The sequence below is a fragment of the Staphylococcus caseorum genome, assembly GCF_049943195.1.
GTDB lineage: Bacteria > Bacillota > Bacilli > Staphylococcales > Staphylococcaceae > Staphylococcus > Staphylococcus equorum_A.
The window spans coordinates 2,634,517-2,654,634 of record NZ_JBNFUA010000001.1; the positions used below are offsets into that span (position 1 = coordinate 2,634,517).

Annotated in this window: 15 protein-coding genes; 11 read left to right on the forward strand and 4 right to left on the reverse strand. The window is 33.0% G+C overall.

Going from position 1 to position 20,118, the window contains the following annotated elements:
- Positions 1–106: 106 nt before the first annotated feature.
- On the reverse strand, positions 107–832 hold the full coding sequence (locus ACP3TL_RS13175; protein ID WP_069833099.1) for a class I SAM-dependent methyltransferase: 726 nt from the start codon (positions 830–832) through the stop codon (positions 107–109).
- A gap of 273 nt (positions 833–1,105) precedes the next feature.
- On the opposite strand from ACP3TL_RS13175, the gene ACP3TL_RS13180 reads away from it, so the two are divergent.
- Positions 1,106–2,239 carry an ABC transporter substrate-binding protein gene (locus ACP3TL_RS13180; RefSeq protein WP_069833100.1) on the forward strand — a complete coding sequence of 378 codons (1,134 nt, stop codon included), beginning with the start codon at positions 1,106–1,108 and terminating at the stop codon, positions 2,237–2,239.
- A gap of 597 nt (positions 2,240–2,836) precedes the next feature.
- Positions 2,837–4,459, forward strand: a complete 1,623-nt coding sequence (locus ACP3TL_RS13185; RefSeq protein WP_069833101.1) for a BCCT family transporter — start codon at positions 2,837–2,839, stop codon at positions 4,457–4,459.
- Positions 4,460–4,715: 256 nt separating this feature from the next.
- On the opposite strand, the gene cudC is transcribed toward ACP3TL_RS13185, so the two are convergent.
- Positions 4,716–5,267: a choline uptake/conversion transcriptional regulator CudC gene (gene cudC / locus ACP3TL_RS13190; RefSeq protein ID WP_069833102.1), complete on the reverse strand. Its 552-nt coding sequence runs from the start codon at positions 5,265–5,267 to the stop codon at positions 4,716–4,718.
- Positions 5,268–5,469: 202 nt separating this feature from the next.
- Here cudC and betB point away from each other — a divergent pair, with 202 nt between their 5' ends.
- The 4 genes from betB to ACP3TL_RS13210 all read left to right on the forward strand — a co-directional run bounded on the left by betB (position 5,470) and on the right by ACP3TL_RS13210 (position 10,073).
- Positions 5,470–6,963 (forward strand): betaine-aldehyde dehydrogenase, encoded by a 1,494-nt coding sequence (betB, locus tag ACP3TL_RS13195; protein ID WP_069833103.1) that lies wholly within the window; start codon positions 5,470–5,472, stop codon positions 6,961–6,963.
- A 59-nt stretch (positions 6,964–7,022) separates the two neighbouring features.
- Positions 7,023–8,705, forward strand: a complete 1,683-nt coding sequence (gene betA / locus ACP3TL_RS13200; protein ID WP_069816587.1) for a choline dehydrogenase — start codon at positions 7,023–7,025, stop codon at positions 8,703–8,705.
- 253 nt (positions 8,706–8,958) lie between these two features.
- Positions 8,959–9,282 carry a DMT family transporter gene (locus ACP3TL_RS13205; protein WP_069833104.1) on the forward strand — a complete coding sequence of 108 codons (324 nt, stop codon included), beginning with the start codon at positions 8,959–8,961 and terminating at the stop codon, positions 9,280–9,282.
- Positions 9,283–9,497: 215 nt separating this feature from the next.
- A complete protein-coding gene (locus ACP3TL_RS13210; RefSeq protein WP_069833105.1) occupies positions 9,498–10,073 on the forward strand; it encodes a GNAT family N-acetyltransferase in 576 nt (191 codons plus the stop codon).
- Positions 10,074–10,140: 67 nt separating this feature from the next.
- Here ACP3TL_RS13210 and ACP3TL_RS13215 read toward each other — a convergent pair whose 3' ends face one another.
- On the reverse strand, positions 10,141–12,303 hold the full coding sequence (locus ACP3TL_RS13215; RefSeq protein ID WP_081325326.1) for a bifunctional glycosyltransferase/CDP-glycerol:glycerophosphate glycerophosphotransferase: 2,163 nt from the start codon (positions 12,301–12,303) through the stop codon (positions 10,141–10,143).
- A gap of 510 nt (positions 12,304–12,813) precedes the next feature.
- Here ACP3TL_RS13215 and ACP3TL_RS13220 point away from each other — a divergent pair.
- From ACP3TL_RS13220 to ACP3TL_RS13230, 3 genes are all read left to right on the forward strand, one after another.
- A complete protein-coding gene (locus tag ACP3TL_RS13220) occupies positions 12,814–13,257 on the forward strand; it encodes a GNAT family N-acetyltransferase (RefSeq protein ID WP_069833106.1) in 444 nt (147 codons plus the stop codon).
- Between the two features lie 235 nt (positions 13,258–13,492).
- On the forward strand, positions 13,493–14,119 hold the full coding sequence (locus tag ACP3TL_RS13225) for a nitroreductase family protein (RefSeq protein WP_069816595.1): 627 nt from the start codon (positions 13,493–13,495) through the stop codon (positions 14,117–14,119).
- 180 nt (positions 14,120–14,299) lie between these two features.
- Positions 14,300–15,442 (forward strand): CapA family protein, encoded by a 1,143-nt coding sequence (locus ACP3TL_RS13230; protein WP_069833107.1) that lies wholly within the window; start codon positions 14,300–14,302, stop codon positions 15,440–15,442.
- Positions 15,443–15,536: 94 nt separating this feature from the next.
- Here the strand turns inward: ACP3TL_RS13230 and ACP3TL_RS13235 are convergent, their stop codons facing one another.
- On the reverse strand, positions 15,537–16,478 hold the full coding sequence (locus ACP3TL_RS13235; RefSeq protein WP_069833108.1) for a nucleoside hydrolase: 942 nt from the start codon (positions 16,476–16,478) through the stop codon (positions 15,537–15,539).
- A 360-nt stretch (positions 16,479–16,838) separates the two neighbouring features.
- Between ACP3TL_RS13235 and ACP3TL_RS13240 the strand changes: the two genes are divergently transcribed.
- Entirely contained in the window at positions 16,839–18,236 is a 1,398-nt protein-coding gene (locus tag ACP3TL_RS13240; RefSeq protein WP_069817789.1) for an MFS transporter, read from the forward strand.
- Between the two features lie 288 nt (positions 18,237–18,524).
- Positions 18,525–20,072: a DUF6583 family protein gene (locus tag ACP3TL_RS13245; RefSeq protein ID WP_069833109.1), complete on the forward strand. Its 1,548-nt coding sequence runs from the start codon at positions 18,525–18,527 to the stop codon at positions 20,070–20,072.
- Positions 20,073–20,118: the final 46 nt, after the last annotated feature.

Consider the following 20,118-nt stretch of genomic DNA (forward strand, 5'->3'; position numbering starts at 1 on the left):
ATTCTCTTTTAGTATGATAAAAATTGAAGCATAACGCAAGTTCAAGGCACTTAAGATATTAAAATATAATAAATATTCTATCTAATATAAAAAAATGTACATTAAACTAGGTCATAGGTTTAGTGACTGATATTAAAAATATAGGTGTTGGATTATAAAAAGCATCTTGTTCTTTATATATTCGAGTATATACGCCAGTATCAAGATGAATGGCCTCATATCCTAGTTGTTTTAAGATATTCATGTCATATTGTGGTCTTGATTGGTGATTAATAGGTATGCTTTGTTTGATGGCTTCGCTTTCCTGCAACATTTCATCTCCCAGTGTATTATGTGCATGATCCGTTGAGATATCTCCGTAATTAATAAAGGAATCTTTGCCATAGTTTCCATCTATATTAATAAGATGACCATTTGGTTTTAACACACGTAACCACTCTTTGTAAGTAGCTTGTGTGTGGGGCAATAGCCATGTCACATTTCGAGCGATAACGACATCAAAAGTTTCATTTTCATAATTTAGATGTTCTGCATCCATGACTTTAAATTGTATACTTTGATTTAATTGTTGTGCATTCTGTTTTGCAGATTGAATCATATCAGGAGCTAGATCAATACCTGAAACTTCAGCACCTTGTTGCGCACATAAGATTGCTAGAAAACCAGCACCTGTACCTATGTCTAAGACTTTTAAACCATCTCTTAATGGAATAATTGATTCTATTTCTTTCAGCCAAGCTTTTGCATGACTACTTTCTAATTCTGCCTGTTTATCTTTACTAAAAGACTCGGCACGCTTATCCCAATAATTTACAATTTGTTTTTTATCCATTTTTAAAACCTCTTTATTCAATACTTTAGTATTCCTTCTATATTATAGAATACTTTTAACTAAAAGTAAGATAATTTAAAAATATATTGAAATTGATTATCATTATCACTAAAATGGTTTATATATAGGGAAATATGCATAAATATAAACTTCTAATGGTATTGGAGGTAATTAATCAAGTTTTGAGGGTTTTTATATAGCTCTAGGTCTTACAAATTAAACTAAGTTATTCTGACTTAGATTAGAAAAATGGATATGAACAGGAGATCAGCAATGAATAGAAAATATAGTATCCTAGCTGGGATTGTATTGTCAGCTACATTACTTACTGCATGCAGTTCAAACAGTACAGCGAGTAATTCAGAAGATAAAGAATTAACGAAAGAGGAAAAGCTTGTTACGGATCAAACCAATCGTGAAGTGAAGGTTGAAAAAGATCCAGATAGTATTGTAGTAGGCGGCATACTGCCTTATTTCTCTGCTTGGTTTGTAGGGACGAATTCTACTAAAGAAATTAAGGGATTACATCCTAATGCCTATAATGCTGCAGAAAATTCAATGCTAGCTAAAATATCACCTGATGTTAAAAAAGCATCTACTGAATTTGTGAAAAATGGTGATATAAATATAGAAGAATTATCTAAAATCAATCCAGATGTCTACTTTGAACTTGCATCTGAAGAGAAAACCTTAGATAAAGTTGCAGAAAGTGGTATACCTACAATTGGTCTTGAAACTGTAAATGATGAAGATGACGATCCATTGACTACATTTAATAGCTGGTTGGAAGTAACTTCAGACATCAAAGGTGGTAAAACAAGTGAGAGAACTGATAAGTTTATGCAAGAGGGCGAAAAATCTCAAAAAATGATTGATGAAAGCTTGAAAGACACAAAAAAATCAGAGAAACCCAAAGTTTTATTTCTACATCAGCACACAGATAATTCTATCGTTGTAGCTGGATCAAATTTCCATAGTGAAAAATGGATTAAAGCAACGGGTGGCATTGATGTAGTTGGAGAAGATGGCGTAGAGGGACAAAAAGAAGTTAATATGGAACAAATTTATAAATGGAATCCGGATAAAATTTACATTACGAATTTCACTGAAACACAACCAGAAGATTTAATTGAAAATAAAACAGATGGCCAAGATTGGAGCCAAGTGAAAGCAGTGAAAGATAAAGAGGTCTATAAAGTACCGTTAGGTATTTATCGTTGGTTCCCACCAAATGGCGATGCCCCATTAATGTTGAAATGGATGGCACAACATAACCATCCAGATAAATTTAAATATAATATGAAAGATGAAATTAAAACATATTATCAAAAATTTTATGATTATGAATTATCGGACAAAGATGTAGAATCAATCTTACATCCATCATCTGATGCTGCAAAATATTAATATTCGATAACAGTAAATGCAATATAAGATGGCAAAAACAAAATTATAAAAATAGATTATGAGTGTCGACAAAATCTCTGACTTTGTTGGCACTTTTTTGTGCACACTTACCTCTCCTTTTTTAGTTTTGAACGCCATTAATTTAAACTCGAAGTTAGTTTAATCTGAAGCAATTTCAAGGCATTTATATTTATAATTATTTTATGCTTTTTAGTAATATTAACAAAAAGCAAGAAATGTAAAAATTAAACGAAATATTTTTTAAAAAACACCGAATACATAAAGAAAATAAAAAAATAAAATAGAATATATATTCATCTTTATTGTATAAAAATACAGTTAGTTAAGTTTGTAAGATTCATTAATTTCGTTAAGTTTAAACTTAACACTGTGATTGTAGCGATTTCCGTATTCAAATTAATTGTTGTTTTTATATAATTATTCATCTTTTACAAATAACTCGTTTGAATGCAATTTGCATTATTATTTAAAATTCGTTAGGCTCATGTTTGTGAATAATTAAATAGTTCTTGCTAATTCATTAAATTTATTAGCGGTAATTTTACATACAAATCTACTATGAGGGGTGTTCAACAATTGAAAAAGAATAAAGTAATGGATTGGACGACCTTTATAGGGTCTTCCGTAATTTTATTAATTGCAGTAATTCCTATGATGGTTTTTCCAAAGGCCAGTCAAGAGATTATTACGAAAATGAATGAAGCTGTTGTAAGTACAATTGGTTCAGTATACTTATTTATTGGCTTAGCAATTTTAATATTTGTTTTGTACATTGCATTTGGAAAATATGGAAATGTGACATTAGGTAAAGCTACAGATAAACCTGAATTCAATAATTTTAGTTGGGCAGCAATGCTGTTCTGTGCTGGTATTGCTTCAGATATTTTATATTGGGGCGTTATTGAATGGGCTTTTTACTATCAAGATCCGCCACACGGTGGTAAAGGAATGACAGATAGTGCTTTAAACTACGCTACAATGTATGGCATGTTCCACTGGGGTCCTATCGCATGGGCAACATTTGTATTGCCAGCACTATGTATTGGTTATCTTATATTCGTGAAGAAAAAACCAGTCTTTAAAATCAGCCAAACGTTGAGACCTATTTTAAAAAGCCAAACAGATGGCTTTATTGGACAAGTTACTGATATTATATTTATCTTCGGTTTACTTGGAGGCGCTGCAACATCACTCGCACTTGGCGTACCGATGATTACAGCAGGTATAGAAAGATTGACCGGTTTAGACGGAGATAGTATGGTCATGCGTGGTGCGATTCTATTTATCATAACTGCACTTTTTGCATACAGTTCTTATTCTGGATTGAAAAAAGGCATAAAAGTGTTAAGTGATTGGAACGTTATTCTTTCATTTGTTTTACTTGGTTTTGTGCTGATTGTTGGCCCAACTGTGTTTATTATGGAAACAACCATAACAGGTATGGGTAATATGGTGAAAAACTTCTTCCAAATGGCGACATGGATAGAACCATTCGGAGGTATCGGTGGACGTAAGGAAACGAACTTCCCACAAGATTGGACAATATTCTATTGGTCATGGTGGATTGTATATGCACCGTTTATTGGATTGTTTATTGCACGAATTTCTAAGGGACGAACTATGAAAGAAGTCGTTCTAGGTACGATAATATACGGTACTTTAGGCTGTATGTTATTCTTTGGTATTTTCGGTAACTATGCAGTTTATTTACAATTAACTGGAGCGTTTGATGTTGTTCAGAATTTAAACACGCATGGTACAGAAGCAACTATAATTGAAGTGTTGCATCAATTACCATTCCCTAACTTAGTTATTATTTTATTCTTACTTTCTGCGGTACTGTTCTTAGCAACGACTTTTGATTCTGGGTCTTATATTTTAGCAGCAGCATCTCAGAAAAAAGTGGTTGGAGAACCTTTGAAAGCAAACCGTTTATATTGGGCATTCGCTTTATGTTTATTACCATTTGCATTAATGCTTGTTGGTGGTGAGCGATCATTGGAAGTGTTAAAAACAGCTTCCTTACTTGCTAGTGTGCCAGTACTCATTGTCTTCGTCATGATGATGATCTCGTTCTTACGGACATTAAATGAGGATCGACTCAAACTTGAGCGCCGTGCGGATAAATATAAAGAAGTAGAACGACGCTCACTGAGAATTACACAGGTGAGAGAAAAGAAAAATGACGACAACTTATAGATAAAAAAATATATATAGCAGTGGAGCATCTATGACGATAGATTGCTTCACTGCTTTTTTGTAGTGGGAGATGGAAGTGGATTGTGACGTATCAGGAATTTTAAATGCCTATTTTTACATCGCTTTTTCACTAAATGTATTGAAATCAATGAGAAAAGTGTATCTGGAAATGAAAAAAATGACAGCTAGATATCTAAAGTGAAATCTAACTGCCATTTTTCGATTGTACAATTACTCTGAAATAATGAAATAAGTGTTATTTCTTATTTTCTGGAATAGGGAAGTATTTAAATATTTCGCCACTTTCGATTGCTTGGCCCAAATTATCTAACCAATCATAGTAAGGCAATGTATCAATTAATTGTGCTTTGACTTCGCTAGCTTCTGTCTTTGTAGCTGCATCAGCATTTTTGTCATTGATGACCTTATCAAGGATAGCTACTGAATCATGAACAGCCTCAGAGTTAATTACAATTTCTCTTTTCCATTTGCGGGTAAAGAAGTTACTAAAGAAATTGAAAAAGTCTTTTTCAGCAATGAAATGTTGTTTTCTACTGCCACGTGTAAACTGTTGTTTGACAAGATCGAATTCTTGGAGTCTTTTAACTCCAGCGCTCATACTAGGTTTGCTCATTTGTAGTTGTTCACGCATTTCATCTAACGTCATGCTGTCTTCAAAGAGCATAGTACCAAATAAATTACCTACACTTCTGTTAATCCCGTATAGGTCCATCGTTTCACCAATTGCGTTGATGACGATGTCTTTAGCTTCATCCAATTGCTTATCAGGGTTGTTTGAATGTACCACGATGTACACCTCCGATAAATTTTTATACAAATTCAAGCTATTGATGATTAAGGAATTCAAAATAACTATATTTTTATAATTATACAAATCCATAACCAGCTTATAACTAAACTCGTTTGACACCCTTTCGATTACTATGCTAACATAAAGCTTGTAAAATTCGTTAAATAAAAATTTAACAAACTTAACGGAGGTAATTTTCATGGAACTTTTAAATCAATTATCTCGTCGTCAATATATTGATGGTGAGTGGGTAAATAGCTCGAACGAAGAAACAAGAAAAATTATTAATCCATATAACCAAGAAGTCATTTTTGAAGTCGCAGAAGGTACTTCAGAAGATAGTGAACGTGCCATTTTAGCTGCAAGAAATGCATTTGAAGGCAGTGAATGGTCTCAAGAAACAAGTGAATCTAGAGGTAAAAAAGTAGGCGCAATTGCCGACTTAATCGTAGAACACCGTGAAGAATTAGCAAGACTTGAGACATTGGATACAGGTAAAACATTAGAAGAATCATATGCGGACATGGACGACATTGCGAATGTATTTCATTATTTTGCTGGTTTAGCTGATAAAGATGGTGGCGAAATGATAGATTCACCAATTCCTAATACTGAAAGTAAAGTGATAAAAGAACCAGTAGGTGTTGTCACACAAATCACACCATGGAACTACCCTTTACTACAAGCTTCATGGAAGATTGCTCCGGCATTAGTTACAGGCTGTACGCTAGTTATGAAGCCAAGTGAAATCACACCGCTAACAACAATTCGTGTATTTGAATTGATGGAGGAAGTTGGCTTCCCTAAAGGTGTTATTAACTTAGTCTTAGGTAAAGGTTCTGAAGTAGGAGAGCCGTTATCATCTCATAAAGAAGTAGACCTAGTATCTTTTACAGGTGGCATTCAAACAGGGAAACATATTATGAAACAAGCTGCTAACCACGTAACGAATGTTGCATTAGAGCTTGGTGGTAAAAATCCTAATATTATTTTTGATGATGCTGATTTTGATCTTGCAGTCGATCAAGCTTTGAATGGTGGTTTTTTCCATGCAGGCCAAGTGTGTTCTGCAGGCGCAAGAATCTTAGTACACAACGATATCAAAGATAAATTCGAAACAGCTTTAGTTGAAAGAATTAAAAATATTAAATTAGGTGATGGATTTAATCCAGAAACTGAAATGGGTCCAGTTATCTCAGCTGAACACAGAGAAAAAATAGAAAAATATATGGAAGTTGCAAAATCAGAAAACGCAACGATTGCTATTGGTGGTAAAAGACCAGAACGTGAAGACTTACAAGATGGCTTCTTCTTTGAACCAACTGTCATTACAGATTGTGATACTTCAATGCGTATTGTACAAGAAGAAGTATTTGGTCCAGTTGTAACGATTGAAGGCTTTTCAACAGAAGCAGAAGCAATCGAACTAGCAAATGATTCAATTTATGGTTTAGCAGGTGGCGTATTCACTTCAGATATCGGTAAAGCTGAACGTGTTGTTAATAAATTGAAGATGGGTACAGTTTGGATTAATGACTTCCACCCATACTTTGCACAAGCACCATGGGGTGGTTACAAACAATCAGGTATTGGTAGAGAACTTGGTAAAGAAGGCTTAGCAGAATATCAAGTTGAAAAACATATTCTACGTAATACGAACCCAGAACCAGTAAATTGGTTTGGTAAACAATAAGTAAATTACACACAAATATAAAATATTAATAATTAAAAATTTAGGAGGTTTTATCAAAAATGAAAAAATCATATGATTATATCATTATTGGTGGTGGGAGTGCCGGTTCGGTACTTGGTGGCCGTTTAAGTGAAGATGCTTCTAATGAAGTACTTGTATTAGAAGCTGGACGTAGTGACTATTCATGGGATTTATTAATCCAAATGCCAGCAGCATTAATGTATCCAGCAGGAAATAAACTATATGACTGGATTTATGAAACAAATGCAGAACCACATATGGATGGCCGTAAAGTTGGACATGCGCGTGGTAAAGTATTAGGTGGTTCAAGTTCAATTAACGGTATGATTTATCAACGTGGTAACCCATTAGACTATGAAAAATGGGCGCAACCAGAAGGCATGGAATCATGGGACTATGCCCATTGTTTACCATACTTTAAACGTTTGGAAACAACATTCGGTTCTACTAAAGATGATCAGTATCGTGGTCACCACGGTCCAATTAAATTAAGACGTGGACCTGCTAAAAACCCGTTATTCCAAGCATTTTTCAATGCTGGTGTTGACGCAGGTTATAATAAAACACCAGACGTTAATGGTTTCCGTCAAGAAGGCTTTGGACCTTTTGATAGTCAAGTGCATAATGGTAGACGTGTATCAGCGTCAAGAGCTTACTTGCATCCAGCTATGAAACGTAAAAACTTAGACGTACAAACGCGTGCATTTGTAACTAAATTAAATTTTGAAGGTAATAAAGTAACTGGTGTAACATTCAAGAAGAATGGTAAAGAACATACAGTGAATGCGAAAGAAGTTATTTTATCAGGTGGCGCAATTAACTCTCCACAATTATTACAATTATCTGGTATTGGTGATTCAGAACACCTACGTTCAGTTGGTGTTGAACCTCGTTTACATTTACCAGGCGTAGGAGAAAATTTTGAAGACCATTTAGAAGTATACGTGCAACATGCATGTAAACAACCAGTTTCAATGCAACCTAGCCTTAATAAGTTGAAGATGCCATTCATTGGCTTGCAATGGATTTTAGGTCGTAAAGGTGCAGCAGCATCTAACCACTTCGAAGGCGGCGGATTTGTACGTTCAAATGACGACGTAGATTATCCAAACTTAATGTTCCACTTCTTACCAATCGCAGTAAGATACGATGGGACGAAAGCGCCACATGCTCATGGTTACCAAGTACACGTAGGTCCAATGTATTCTAACTCTCGTGGTTACTTGAAGATTAAATCTAAAGATCCATTTGAAAAACCAGATTTCGTATTTAACTACTTATCTACAGAAGAAGATAAACGCGAATGGGTTGAAGCTATCAAAGTAGCCAGAAACATCTTGTCTCAAAAATCTTTAGATCCATTTAATGGTGGAGAAATTTCTCCAGGACCTGAAGTACAAACAGATGAAGAAATTATTGAGTGGGTTAAACGTGATGGCGAAACAGCATTACATCCATCATGTAGCTGTAGAATGGGCCCAGCATCAGATGAGATGTCAGTTGTTGATCCTGAGACATTCAAAGTACATGGTATGGAAAACTTACGTGTTGTAGATGCATCTGTAATGCCGCGCACTACAAACGGAAATATCCACTCGCCTGTATTAATGATGGCAGAAAAAGCATCAGACATTATCCGTGGTAAAAAACCTATGGAACCAGAAAACATTGATTTCTATCGTCATGGTGTACATGACAAAGATGCAGGAACAGTAAAATAAAAGTAATGAACCAATCTATATAATTTAAAAACAGCAACTGGTGAAGTCATAAATTCAATGATTTTCACCAGTTGCTTATTATTTATAGCTGTTAAAATGATGCTGCTTTAGAGTTGTAAATTACAAAGAGAACTATTGCTACGATAGTTAAATAGAACTTTGATATTGATTAAATAGAAGTAGCGTGATTGGTAAAAGCGTTAATATAAAAACGATTAACTTTCCAAGTGCTTCGATTTAGGGAAGGAGTATTATGGCTTATTTATATTTATTGATTGCTATTATTACTGAAGTAACAGGCACGGTTTCACTCAAGGCTTCTGAAGTCTTGAGTGAATTATACCCAAGTTTATCAGCAATCATCTCATTTATGATTTGTTTTTATTTTTTTAGTTTAGCTATGAAATATCTACCGTTAGGCTTAAGTTACGCCACTTGGGCTGGTTTGGGATTAGTACTAAGTACAGTACTCGCAGTCGTTTTATTTAATGAAAATCTAAATCTCACAGGCATCATAGCAATCGTGTTTATACTCATAGGTATTGTATTGTTGAACACGATAGGTGTTTCAAAATAAGGAAGTATAGATTTGAATATCATCCTAGATATTTTCACTGTCACCAAAAGTGTATAACTTTTTGGTTGGCAGTTTTTTTATATTTTTCATAAATTTATAATGTGCATAATAGATAAGTTTTTATTTGAAGTTGTAATAGGTGTTTTTATGATGGGAATAAGGCTATTATAAACATAAGTTGATATAACAAATTTAAAGATGTGGGGTGCGGCAGAATGGAAAATATTAAAGTACAAATGGTGAGAACACAGTTAGATGACATACCACAGTATGATGTGCCTAAAGGTTTTGTCATTAGGAAATTTCGTAAAGGCGATGAAAAATTATGGGCTTATATAGAAACGCTAGCAGGTGAGTTTAAAACTGAGGAAATGGCATTAGAAAGGTTTGATAAAGAGTTTGGAAATCATGTAACAGAGATGGAACAACGTTGTATCTTCATTGAAAATGAGAAGCAAGAAGTTGTGGGTACGACTACTGCATGGTATGGCTATTTAGGTGATGATAGTCAAATGATGGGGAGAATTCATTGGGTTGGCATCATACCAGCATATCAAGGCAAAAAGTTATCTAAGCCATTACTTAGTGCAGCAATGAATATTTTAGCGTTACATCATAATAAAGCTTATTTAACTTCACAAACGATAAGTTATAAAGCCATCAATATGTATCTTGAGTTTGGTTTTAAACCTGTACAATTAGACGATAATTATCACAGAGCTTGGCAGTTATTAGCTCAAAAATTAAATGAAAATAGGGGCGGGAATAAGCAATCAAAATTTGAAATTTGATTGCTTATTCCCGCCCCACAAGGCTAATTTAAAAAGGAATACAAGCGCTGAAACGCTTGTATAAAAACTACTCGTCTTGTTGACCAGTAATTAAATCAGAAATTGCTTTAGACGATTTACCATCTTCTAATGAACAAAAGTCATTATAGAAAGTGTCGATTTTATCTTTGTAATCTACTTTTACTTGGTCTAAATTTTTCAAATCATCAACTAATTTATAAGCATCTTGATAAATTGGACCTGGTAAATCTTTATGATAATCAAGATAGAAACCACGTAAATCTTGACCGTATTTATCTAAATCATAAGCGAAAAAGAACTGTGGTCTTTTTAGTACGCCGTAATCAAACATGACTGACGAATAATCTGTGATTAAACAATCTGAAATCAAGTATAATTCAGAGATGTCACTGTAATTTGAAACGTCAATTGCAAACTCTTCATAACCTCTTAAATCGAGGGCATTAGAAATTAGGTAATGCATTCTTAATAAAATCACATATTCGTCACCTAATTGTTCCTGTAAGTTATCTAAGTCTATTTTCAAATCAAACAAGTATTTACCTTTTTTAACAAATTCATCATCTCTCCATGTAGGAGCGTACATAATCACTTTCTTATCTTCAGGTAAATTTAAGTTTTCTTTGATTTCTTGAAGATAGGCTTCGTCTTGTGAACGATTAACTAAAACGTCATTTCTAGGATAACCAATTTCTAGAATTTGTTCTGGATTCATCCAGAATGCTGTTTCAAATATTTTTGATGAATAAGCATTTGGTGAAACGAGATAATCCCAACGATTTGTTTCTTCTCTGAAGTTGCGTTTATAACGATCTGTTGTTGTTCCAGGCATACGAATGACTTTCATATCGTTTGCCAAGCGTTTTAATGGCGTACCGTGCCAAGTTTGGATATAGACTTGGTTAGGCTTTTTATTTAGAAACAGTGGGAGCCTAGCATTTGATACCCAATATTTTGCTCTAGAATAAGCATCATAGTATGCTTTAGAATTTTTTCGAACCTTTTTTGCTGGGCCTGGTATTTGTATGCTGTCAGGCTTTTTTAATACCCATATAAATTCATAATTCGGATGATGTTTCATCATATATTCATAAACATATTTAGGACTATCGCTGTAATTTTTACCACCAAAAGCTTCAAATACGATTGTTTTTGGATTAACTTTATTTTCAGAATCTGTCAATTGGTAAAGTGCACGATGTTTATTTTTTCTGCGTAAAACAACATTTTTAGCTAATCTTGCTTTATTTCTAAGCTGATTAATTTTAAATGCTGATTTTCTCTTATTAAACATAAGCATGAGTGCTTCAGCAATAAATAAAGGTTTTTCATTTTTGAAAATTGTAGGAAAGAGTTGTCTTGTAACGCTTGGTAATAACTCACTATTTTGTTCATATCTTTCAGGTGTTTTTCTCAACGAAGGCTCAAACGAATATTTAAATAAACTTTTCATTTTATTTTTTATGAAACGTTTGTTTTCTTTTAAAGGTGCACGTTGGATAGAGTCTGAAAAACTATAAACATAATCGTTGAAGACGATGCCGAAATCTTGTTTAGATAACCTTGGTTTTAAGAATGGGTCATAAACTTCGCCTTTGATATAAAATGGGAAGCGACTCACACGTACAAAACCGTTTGAGTATTTTATGAAATCTAATATGAAAGACCAGTCAATAAAGACATCTAAGCCTTCATTAAATTGTAAATTATGTCCACGTGCGATAGCCGTTTTAAAGACAATATTACATGCTGAATTTTTGCGTAAAAATTGATTTGATTTAGTTTTCGTATCTAAATAGTCTACACGCACTAAGTCTTGGTCTATATATTGTGGTATATCAAGTGTAAATGAATGTATTGGTGAAATAAGTGCGTCAAATTGATTTATTTTTTTCATATAAAATGCAAGTGCATAAGAAGCTAAATAATCATCTGAATCAATGAATATAAAATATGGTGCATCTACTTCTTGCATCGCAATATTTCTTGCATGTGCATGACCTGTATTTTGTTGTAAATCAATTTCTTTTATTGGTATATCCCAATTTGCAATACTTTGTGTTGCGATTGTTTTTGAATTATCAGTTGAACCATCATTAACTAAAATTAACTCAAAATCTTGAAATCTTTGTTTTTTAAGACTATTTAAACATCTTTCTATATAGTCTTCTGAGTTGTAATAAGTCACTATGACAGATATAGACTTCATTATTTATTCCCTCTTTTTAAAAAATTTTCTCTTTATATTTTGATATAAGGTAGAATATATCGAACTTTTTATAATATTTTCAACTATTGATAATAGCGTTGTAAGTTATTGAAATGCTCTATTTAAAAAACAATGGTTGTTAATCATCGGATGATCTGTTGATTGTAAAGCATCCATTGTATCATGTACAGTATTCACAATTAAAAATAGGTCTTGTATATTACAAAAACTATCTTAGATAATATAGTGAAGCCGCCTGTAATTAATGGTATATAGATAAAGTCACTATCCTATTTTACTATAAAAATACAATATATCCAGTAGTTAATAAGAATTCTATTGATATTAAAGTTGTCAGACGATAAAGTTTTTATTTTGCACAGTCTTGAAATTAATTTCTTTTGATTTAGGGTATTGTCAAAGTAATAAAAATTATTTGAAATGTAAAGTGATATAACAATGAGTGTAAGTATTTAGAATGAAAGAGTGTTGAAGAAAGGGTGCATAATAATGACAATTAGAAAAGCAAACCAAGAAGAATTGAAAATAATCAATAAGACGATACCGACTGTATTTAAAGAAGCAATAACAGCAGACTTTGACTTATCAGATCATGCGATGAGATCAGTGTCAAAACAGTTAATAAGCGAAGGTGCTGAATATTATGTATTAATAGAAGAATCTCACATGAAAGGTTTCGTACTTATAGATGACAAAACAGATTATTTTATTCAAGAAGAGTATGGATTTATATATGAGTTGTATGTATTTGATGAATATAGAAGACACGGGGTCGCTGAAGAATTAATACAATTTGTCGGCGAGTATTTTAAAGCGAAAAATATCAAAGAAGTAAGGCTGAATGTTTTTGCGAATAACTTTGCTAAAAAATTATACGAAAAAATGGGTTTTTGTGATAGAAATATAACGATGTCTATGCAAATAACAGATTAGAACAACTTGTGATTTTGCACTCGTGAAGTTTAAGTGAATGAATTGTATTTAATTAAAAAGAGTATAATAGATTTTTTTGAAAAACGTATCCTTATATTAAGTTTCTGATGAAGTATTGTTCATGATTATTTAAGTTCTCGTTACTATTTATTTCATTCTCAAACAGATGATTTGTAAATCTAAATAAATTGAGTATAATTTGATTTTGTTAAAAATAGTTAAGGAGAAATGAATAATGATTAATAACGACTTTGAAGATATAGTAATGAATAGAAAATCTGTAAAACTTTTTGATGAGCAAGTTAAAATACCAACTTCAGAAATGGATGAAATGATTCAAAAAGCAACAAAAGCACCGTCATCAGTGAATATGCAACCATGGCGCTTTTTAGTTGTAGAAAGTGATGAAGGTAAAGATAAATTACGTCCACTTATACGTTTTAATACACGTCAAAATGATACTTCGTCCGCAATGGTAGTTATCTTTGGGGATATGCAAAGTCATGAATACGGTGAAGAAATCTATAGTAACGCTGTTAAGCAAGGGTTAATGCCCGAAGATGTGAAAGATGAATTGCTTGGGAAAGTATTACCTTTCTATAGAAGTTTAGAAAAAAGTGAAATGAACGATATTATAAAAATTGATGGTAGTCTAGCTGCTATGCAATTCATGTTAGTTGCCAGAGCTTATGGTTATGATACGAATCCAATAGGTGGATTTGAAAGTGATCAAATAGCAACAACCTTTGATATAGATTCAGAACGTTATGAACCTGTCATGATTATAGCGATAGGAAAAGCTAAAAATCCTGCTCATGGTTCATATCGTTTACCAGCAGAAACAATTACTAAGCACGTATAATATTATAAGCTGAATCCAATTGGGGCTGAGACATAAATTTATGTCTCAGCCCCAATTATTATATTGTTAAAGAAGTTTGAGTTTATTGTAAATACTCTATAATAAATTGAGATGTTTAATTATAATAGAATTAATATATGTAATGTGAATGTTTTTTGAAATGGTCAAAGGGGGGAAGCTATGTGGAAATATAAAATAATGATGACACTGTTATTTACTGTTTTTATATTTTTTAGTGGACTATGCTTGCAAGACCAAAAGCAATTAGTAGATAAAATTTCATTTTATGCAGTTGGAGATAATTTAATCCATCCAGTAGTTTATCAGGATGCATTACAAGATGATAATAGTTTCGACTTTAAACCTATGTATGAATACTTACAAGAAGACATTAAATCTGCGGATATTTCGTATATAAATCAAGAATCACCAATTGGTGGAGATGAAAAAGGATTTTCAGGCTTCAAACAATTTAATACGCCGACGGATATAGCGGATGATATCGTTGATGTGGGGTTTGACATTGTTAATGGTTCGAATAACCATGCGCTTGATCAAGGGACCGATGGATTGCTGAATGGGATAAATTTATGGGAAAAATTTGACGATATCTTATATACTGGCGCGTTTAATTCACAAAAAGCGAGAAATCATATACCCGTTGTTGAGAGGAATGGAATCAAAGTTGCACTATTAAGTTATACATATGGCACAAATGATATTTCTCCTGAAAAACCTTATCATATCAACTATTTTGATGAAACTCAGATTAAAAAAGATGTAGCGAAAGCTAAAACACAAAGTGATGCGGTTATTGTGTCGGCACATTGGGGAAGTGAAGGCAAACATGAACCAACGCGTAAACAGAAAAAATATGCTGAAGTATTTGCAAATGCAGGGGTAGATGTTGTAATTGGGACACATCCTCACGTCATCCAACCTATAGAGTGGGTAGAAGGCAAAGACAATCATAAGACACTTGTAGCTTATTCCCTGGGAAATTTTTTGAATGGGCAAACTACTGGTGATGAAAGTAATGTATTAGGGGGTAATATTCGTTTTAATATTGAGAAATTGCCCAAGGGTGTAACGATTAAAGATGTTAAATGGCAATCTTTAATTACGCATTATGAAATAGCTAATCCGCTAGATGACAACACAAGACATAGTTTTAAAATGTATCCACTCAAAAGATACGATGATAAGTTAGCAAAACGACACGCATTAAGCTATGATCACGAAAATGACGTTACGAAACAGCGTTTAGAAACAATTACTAAAGATGTCATCGATAAACAATATTTAACTCCGGATAGTTATTAATATATGTGTCTATTAAAAATATTTAATGATTAGAGGGATCTTCCACAAATTGGAGATCCCTCTTTTTTATATTAGTAAAACTAGTATTTACTTTTTAACGTATGACATTTTTAGCTAAATCAGTGATGTATTTGAAGAAAGCATCATGTTCAACGTGGTCAACAACTGAAATAGCTCTACCATTTAAGTTGTCAATATACGTTTGGCCTTGGCTGGCACCTTCAGTATGTACAGATACATTTACGCTATGTTGGTGAACGAGTTCAGGCATGCCAACGTAAGCTGTTGTTAATACATCCCATAAGAAGTAAGTAGAATTCGTTTGGAAATGTGTTAATGGTGGGACAGCAGCATAGCTTACACCTAAGAAATCTACGCCAGGATAATGACGTTCGTTAGCCCATGCTTGTCTAACATCCCATGTCATAGGCACTTGATTCGTGCTTTCTAAAGCTACCATTTCTATTTTGATATCCGTATCAAACACAATTTGAACAGCTTCAGGATCCCAAAAAGCATTCCATTCAGCTGTACCATCATGTTCAGGTTCTTCAACATTACCTTTATCTAAAAATGTACCACCCATCCACACAAGGCGGTCGATATTCTGAACAATAGTAGGCTCTACTGTAATAGCTTTGGCTAAATCTGTTAAGGGTCCTGTAAAAAGTAAAGTGACTTTTTGAGAATGGTCTTGTAATTTATCTATAATATCTCGGTAAGCAGGCTGTTTTAATAACAAAGATTTTTGGTTTGATGATTCGTTTAAAATAGGTAATGCATCCATAAAAAATGCATGCATTCGCCAATCTTTTGGAAAAGGATGTTTACCACGTTCTTTTGAAGCGGCCACATGTATTGGTTGGTCGGAGAAGCGGTTAATTACTTTTTGAGATGCACTTACTGCTGGTTCGATATAACTATCTGCGCCAATTGCGCTTACACCAATAAGCTCTACATCATCCATTTGTATTAAAAGAAATAAAGAGATGAGGTCATCTACGCCACCATCATGGTTAAAATAAATTTGTTTCATAACTTGAGTGCCTCCATATGTTCATTTTTATGAGGCTATTATACCAAAGAAATCAATATGTTTCGTTCTGAATAATTAATTTAAGAATGATTTTTGATTTGTAAAAAGTATTTATATAACATAATGTGATTTAAAATAAATTTATTTTATCTAATTGATCTTATTTTTTAATCCATGAAGTCCAATGCTATGGTAATTATAATAAATATAGAGAATAAAGTAGAGTGCTGTATCGTTTTGATATATAAGTATTTATGCATTTTAAACGCAAAATACATGGAACATTAAATTTAAATTGTTTAAAAATTTGTGCACAGGTTATGTTATATTGATAGACAAAAATTAAGGGGTGTTTTTTTTGTGAAGTTTAAAAAAGAAAAAGTTAATAGGGTAGATTCCGATCAAGCTAAAAAAAGTGTGGTTGCCACAGGTATTGGTAACGCAATTGAGTGGTTTGACTTCGGGCTATATGCGCAATTAGCGGTAGTTATAAGTGCCAATTTCTTTGGTAATTTACCGCAAGAGATGCAAATTGTATCTACATTTGCTGTATTTGCTTTTGCATTTATAGTACGACCGATTGGTGGTATCTTCTTCAGTCATATAGGGGATAAATATGGACGGAAAGTTGTATTATCATCAACAATATTACTTATGGCAGCTTCAACATTGATGCTTGGGTTACTACCAACGCAAGATCAAATCGGTATATGGGCGCCAATTCTATTACTTGTAGTACGTATGATTCAGTCATTTTCAACTGGTGGAGAGTACGCTGGTGCGATGACGTACATAGCAGAATCATCACCAGATAAAGCACGTGGTAAGTTAGGTAGTGGACTAGAAATTGGTACACTCGCAGGTAGTATTATGGCGGCAGTTCTAGCTGGTCTTATGTATGCATTGTTAAGCGATCAACAAATGGCAGACTGGGGTTGGAGAATTCCATTTATCCTTGCTGCGCCATTAGGTATTGTAGGTATCTTCTTGCGTACAGGATTAGACGAAAGTCCTGCTTATGAATCGACATTAGAAGAACAAGAAGAATTAGAATATTCTTATTTAGATATATTTAAATATTATTGGAAAGATATCATCGTTTGTTTCGCTGGTGTAGCATTCTTAAATGTGGCTAACTACATGGTGCTATCCTTTATGCCATCGTACTTAAACTCAACCATTAACTTAGGGGGCACCATGAGTTCTATACTGAGTACAGTCACAATGTTAGTAATGATACCAGCCGTATTTTTCTTTGGTTGGTACAGTGATAAAGTTGGTAATAAGAAGACGATTTTATTTGGTTTAATTGGCTTTAGTTTATTCTCTGTGCTTGCTTTCTGGCTCATGAGTATTCCAATGATACCAGTCGTTATCTTAGGATTATTTATCATCGCATTATTCATGTCTACATTTGAAGGCGTAATGCCATCAGTGTTACCAAGTATGTTCCATACAAAAGTGAGATTACGTACCTTGTCACTTGTTTATAATATCGGTGCTGCAATATTTGGTGGTTTGACACCATTTATTCTATCAATGTTAGTACAAACGACAGGTCAAGAAATTTCACCTTCATATTATTTGATGTTTATTAACGTTATCGGACTTATTATTTTCTTAACAATGTTTAAATCAACATCAAATAAATCATTGAGAGGAAATTATCCAAACGTTGAAAACCAAGAAGATTATGAAGACGTCATTCAAAATCCTAAAGATGCACTTTGGTGGGAAGATGAAGTTAAAAAAGATTAATAAAGTGAATTATAAGAATTAAATAATTTCGAAAAGACGCAATGCTTATTCATGGGCATTGCGTCTTTTTTATGTAATGAATCTATAAGAGTGATTTGTAATAATTTGTACAATCGTTAATTAAGCACAATATATTGCGCTTAATTAAATAATATCATTGGTATAAAAAGTATAAATATATAATTTAAAAATATGCGAAAAATTATAAAAATTATCAAATTAATTAATTAATATTATAAGTTTTGTGATATTATAAAAGAAATAAAAGTTTATGGGAGGTTGGACGATATGTCAAAGACAGTGAAGATTGTCATAGCAGTCGTTATTGGGGTGTTACTCGTTGTTGGGATAGGTGGTGCAGCTACTTATTATTTCATGAAAAATTCACCGAAGAACACATATTTATTAAGTGAGCAAGAAACCGCTAAGCAAATACAAGAATACGCTGAGGACCGTTTTGAAAATGAATTTAAATTTCAAGACAAAATGAAAGATGAGTCATATTTAATTAGTTTAGATGCAAGTGCAGATGTACCAGAGAAATTACTTAAATCATCTGATATACCAAAATCTGCAATAGATGCTTCTGGGTTAGGATTTAAAATGGGACATGATCCAGAGAACGAAAAGTCAGTACTAGCATTAAACCCTACTGTAGCCGACAATGAAATTGGGGAGTTTCAATGGGCAGCAGATAAGGACAATCAATATTACTCAGCACCAATTTTAGATGATGTTTACAAAGCTAAAAATGATGAACTCGTAGATGTTTATGAAAAATTAACGGGTGAAACAGTGGATAGTTCATCAACTAGTTCGTCAAGCAGTTTTTCAAGTAGTTCATCAAGTATGAACAGCAACAATTCAGCAATCACGAATGATACATTGAATTTAAATTCTCTATTATCTGGTACACAAATTTCACAAGAAAAAGTTGAGAAAATTAGTGAACGCTATAGTGAATTAATTATCGATAAACTTGATGATGATAATTTTGAAAAAGAAGACGATAAGATCGATGTGGATGGCGAAGAGAAAGATACGAATAAAGTAACAATGAATATTAGCAAAACTGAAACGAAATCAATTTTGACAGCAGTTTTAGAAAAAGCTAAAGAAGATAAAGATATTAAAGGCATTGCAGAAGACCAATTTAATGCTGAAGAATATGATGATTCAATTGATGAAGCTTTAGAAGAAGTGAAAGATGCTGATAAAGATGAATTCCCAAGTATTAAATCTGTAATATGGGAAGATGATAATCAAATTCTTAAACGCGATTTAACATTGAAAGATAACAGCGGTGCTGAAATTAAATTAGAGGGTACAAGTCTAATCGATGATGACAAGTTAGTTATGGATTATAACGTATCTGCTGATGAGGCTAAGATTTCGCTTAAAGGTGAGTCAACAAAAGATGATGATAAGTATGAAGATAAATATACATTAGGTTTTGATGATGGTATTAAAGAATCAGATATCAAAGTTACAAATAAAGAAACAGTGGACGGTAACAAACGTACTGATAAAGGCGATGTCGAAATCAGTGCAAACTACGATGAAACTACAATTGAATATGAAAATAAATTAGAGACTGATGTGAAGAATAATTCACAGAAACAAGATCTCGACATTACTACAGAAGTTCAATATGAACCTGTTACAGTTAACATCAAAGGCGAAACTAAACTTAAAGAAGACATTAAGTTTGATAAAGCTGGTGCGAAAGACTTAAATACAATGTCTAACAGTGATTTCAGTAAATTACAAAAAGAAATTTCTGATAATGCTGGAGACATCTTGAAAGATGTTGTGAAAGATCTTGAAGATAAATAAGCATTACAAGAATTTAAACTAAACTAAAATATTAATGAAAGGAGTG

Bases quoted from the DNA above. Each gene is read 5' to 3' on its own strand.
- ACP3TL_RS13225 (WP_069816595.1), top strand. From the start codon at position 13,493: ATGATTAATAACGACTTTGAAGATATAGTAATGAATAGAAAATCTGTA.
- ACP3TL_RS13175 (WP_069833099.1), bottom strand. From the start codon at position 832: ATGGATAAAAAACAAATTGTAAATTATTGGGATAAGCGTGCCGAGTCT.
- betB (WP_069833103.1), top strand. From the start codon at position 5,470: ATGGAACTTTTAAATCAATTATCTCGTCGTCAATATATTGATGGTGAG.
- ACP3TL_RS13245 (WP_069833109.1), top strand. From the start codon at position 18,525: ATGTCAAAGACAGTGAAGATTGTCATAGCAGTCGTTATTGGGGTGTTA.
- ACP3TL_RS13180 (WP_069833100.1), top strand. From the start codon at position 1,106: ATGAATAGAAAATATAGTATCCTAGCTGGGATTGTATTGTCAGCTACA.
- ACP3TL_RS13220 (WP_069833106.1), top strand. From the start codon at position 12,814: ATGACAATTAGAAAAGCAAACCAAGAAGAATTGAAAATAATCAATAAG.
- ACP3TL_RS13230 (WP_069833107.1), top strand. From the start codon at position 14,300: ATGTGGAAATATAAAATAATGATGACACTGTTATTTACTGTTTTTATA.
- ACP3TL_RS13215 (WP_081325326.1), bottom strand. From the start codon at position 12,303: ATGAAGTCTATATCTGTCATAGTGACTTATTACAACTCAGAAGACTAT.
- ACP3TL_RS13210 (WP_069833105.1), top strand. From the start codon at position 9,498: ATGGAAAATATTAAAGTACAAATGGTGAGAACACAGTTAGATGACATA.
- betA (WP_069816587.1), top strand. From the start codon at position 7,023: ATGAAAAAATCATATGATTATATCATTATTGGTGGTGGGAGTGCCGGT.
- ACP3TL_RS13205 (WP_069833104.1), top strand. From the start codon at position 8,959: ATGGCTTATTTATATTTATTGATTGCTATTATTACTGAAGTAACAGGC.
- ACP3TL_RS13235 (WP_069833108.1), bottom strand. From the start codon at position 16,478: ATGAAACAAATTTATTTTAACCATGATGGTGGCGTAGATGACCTCATC.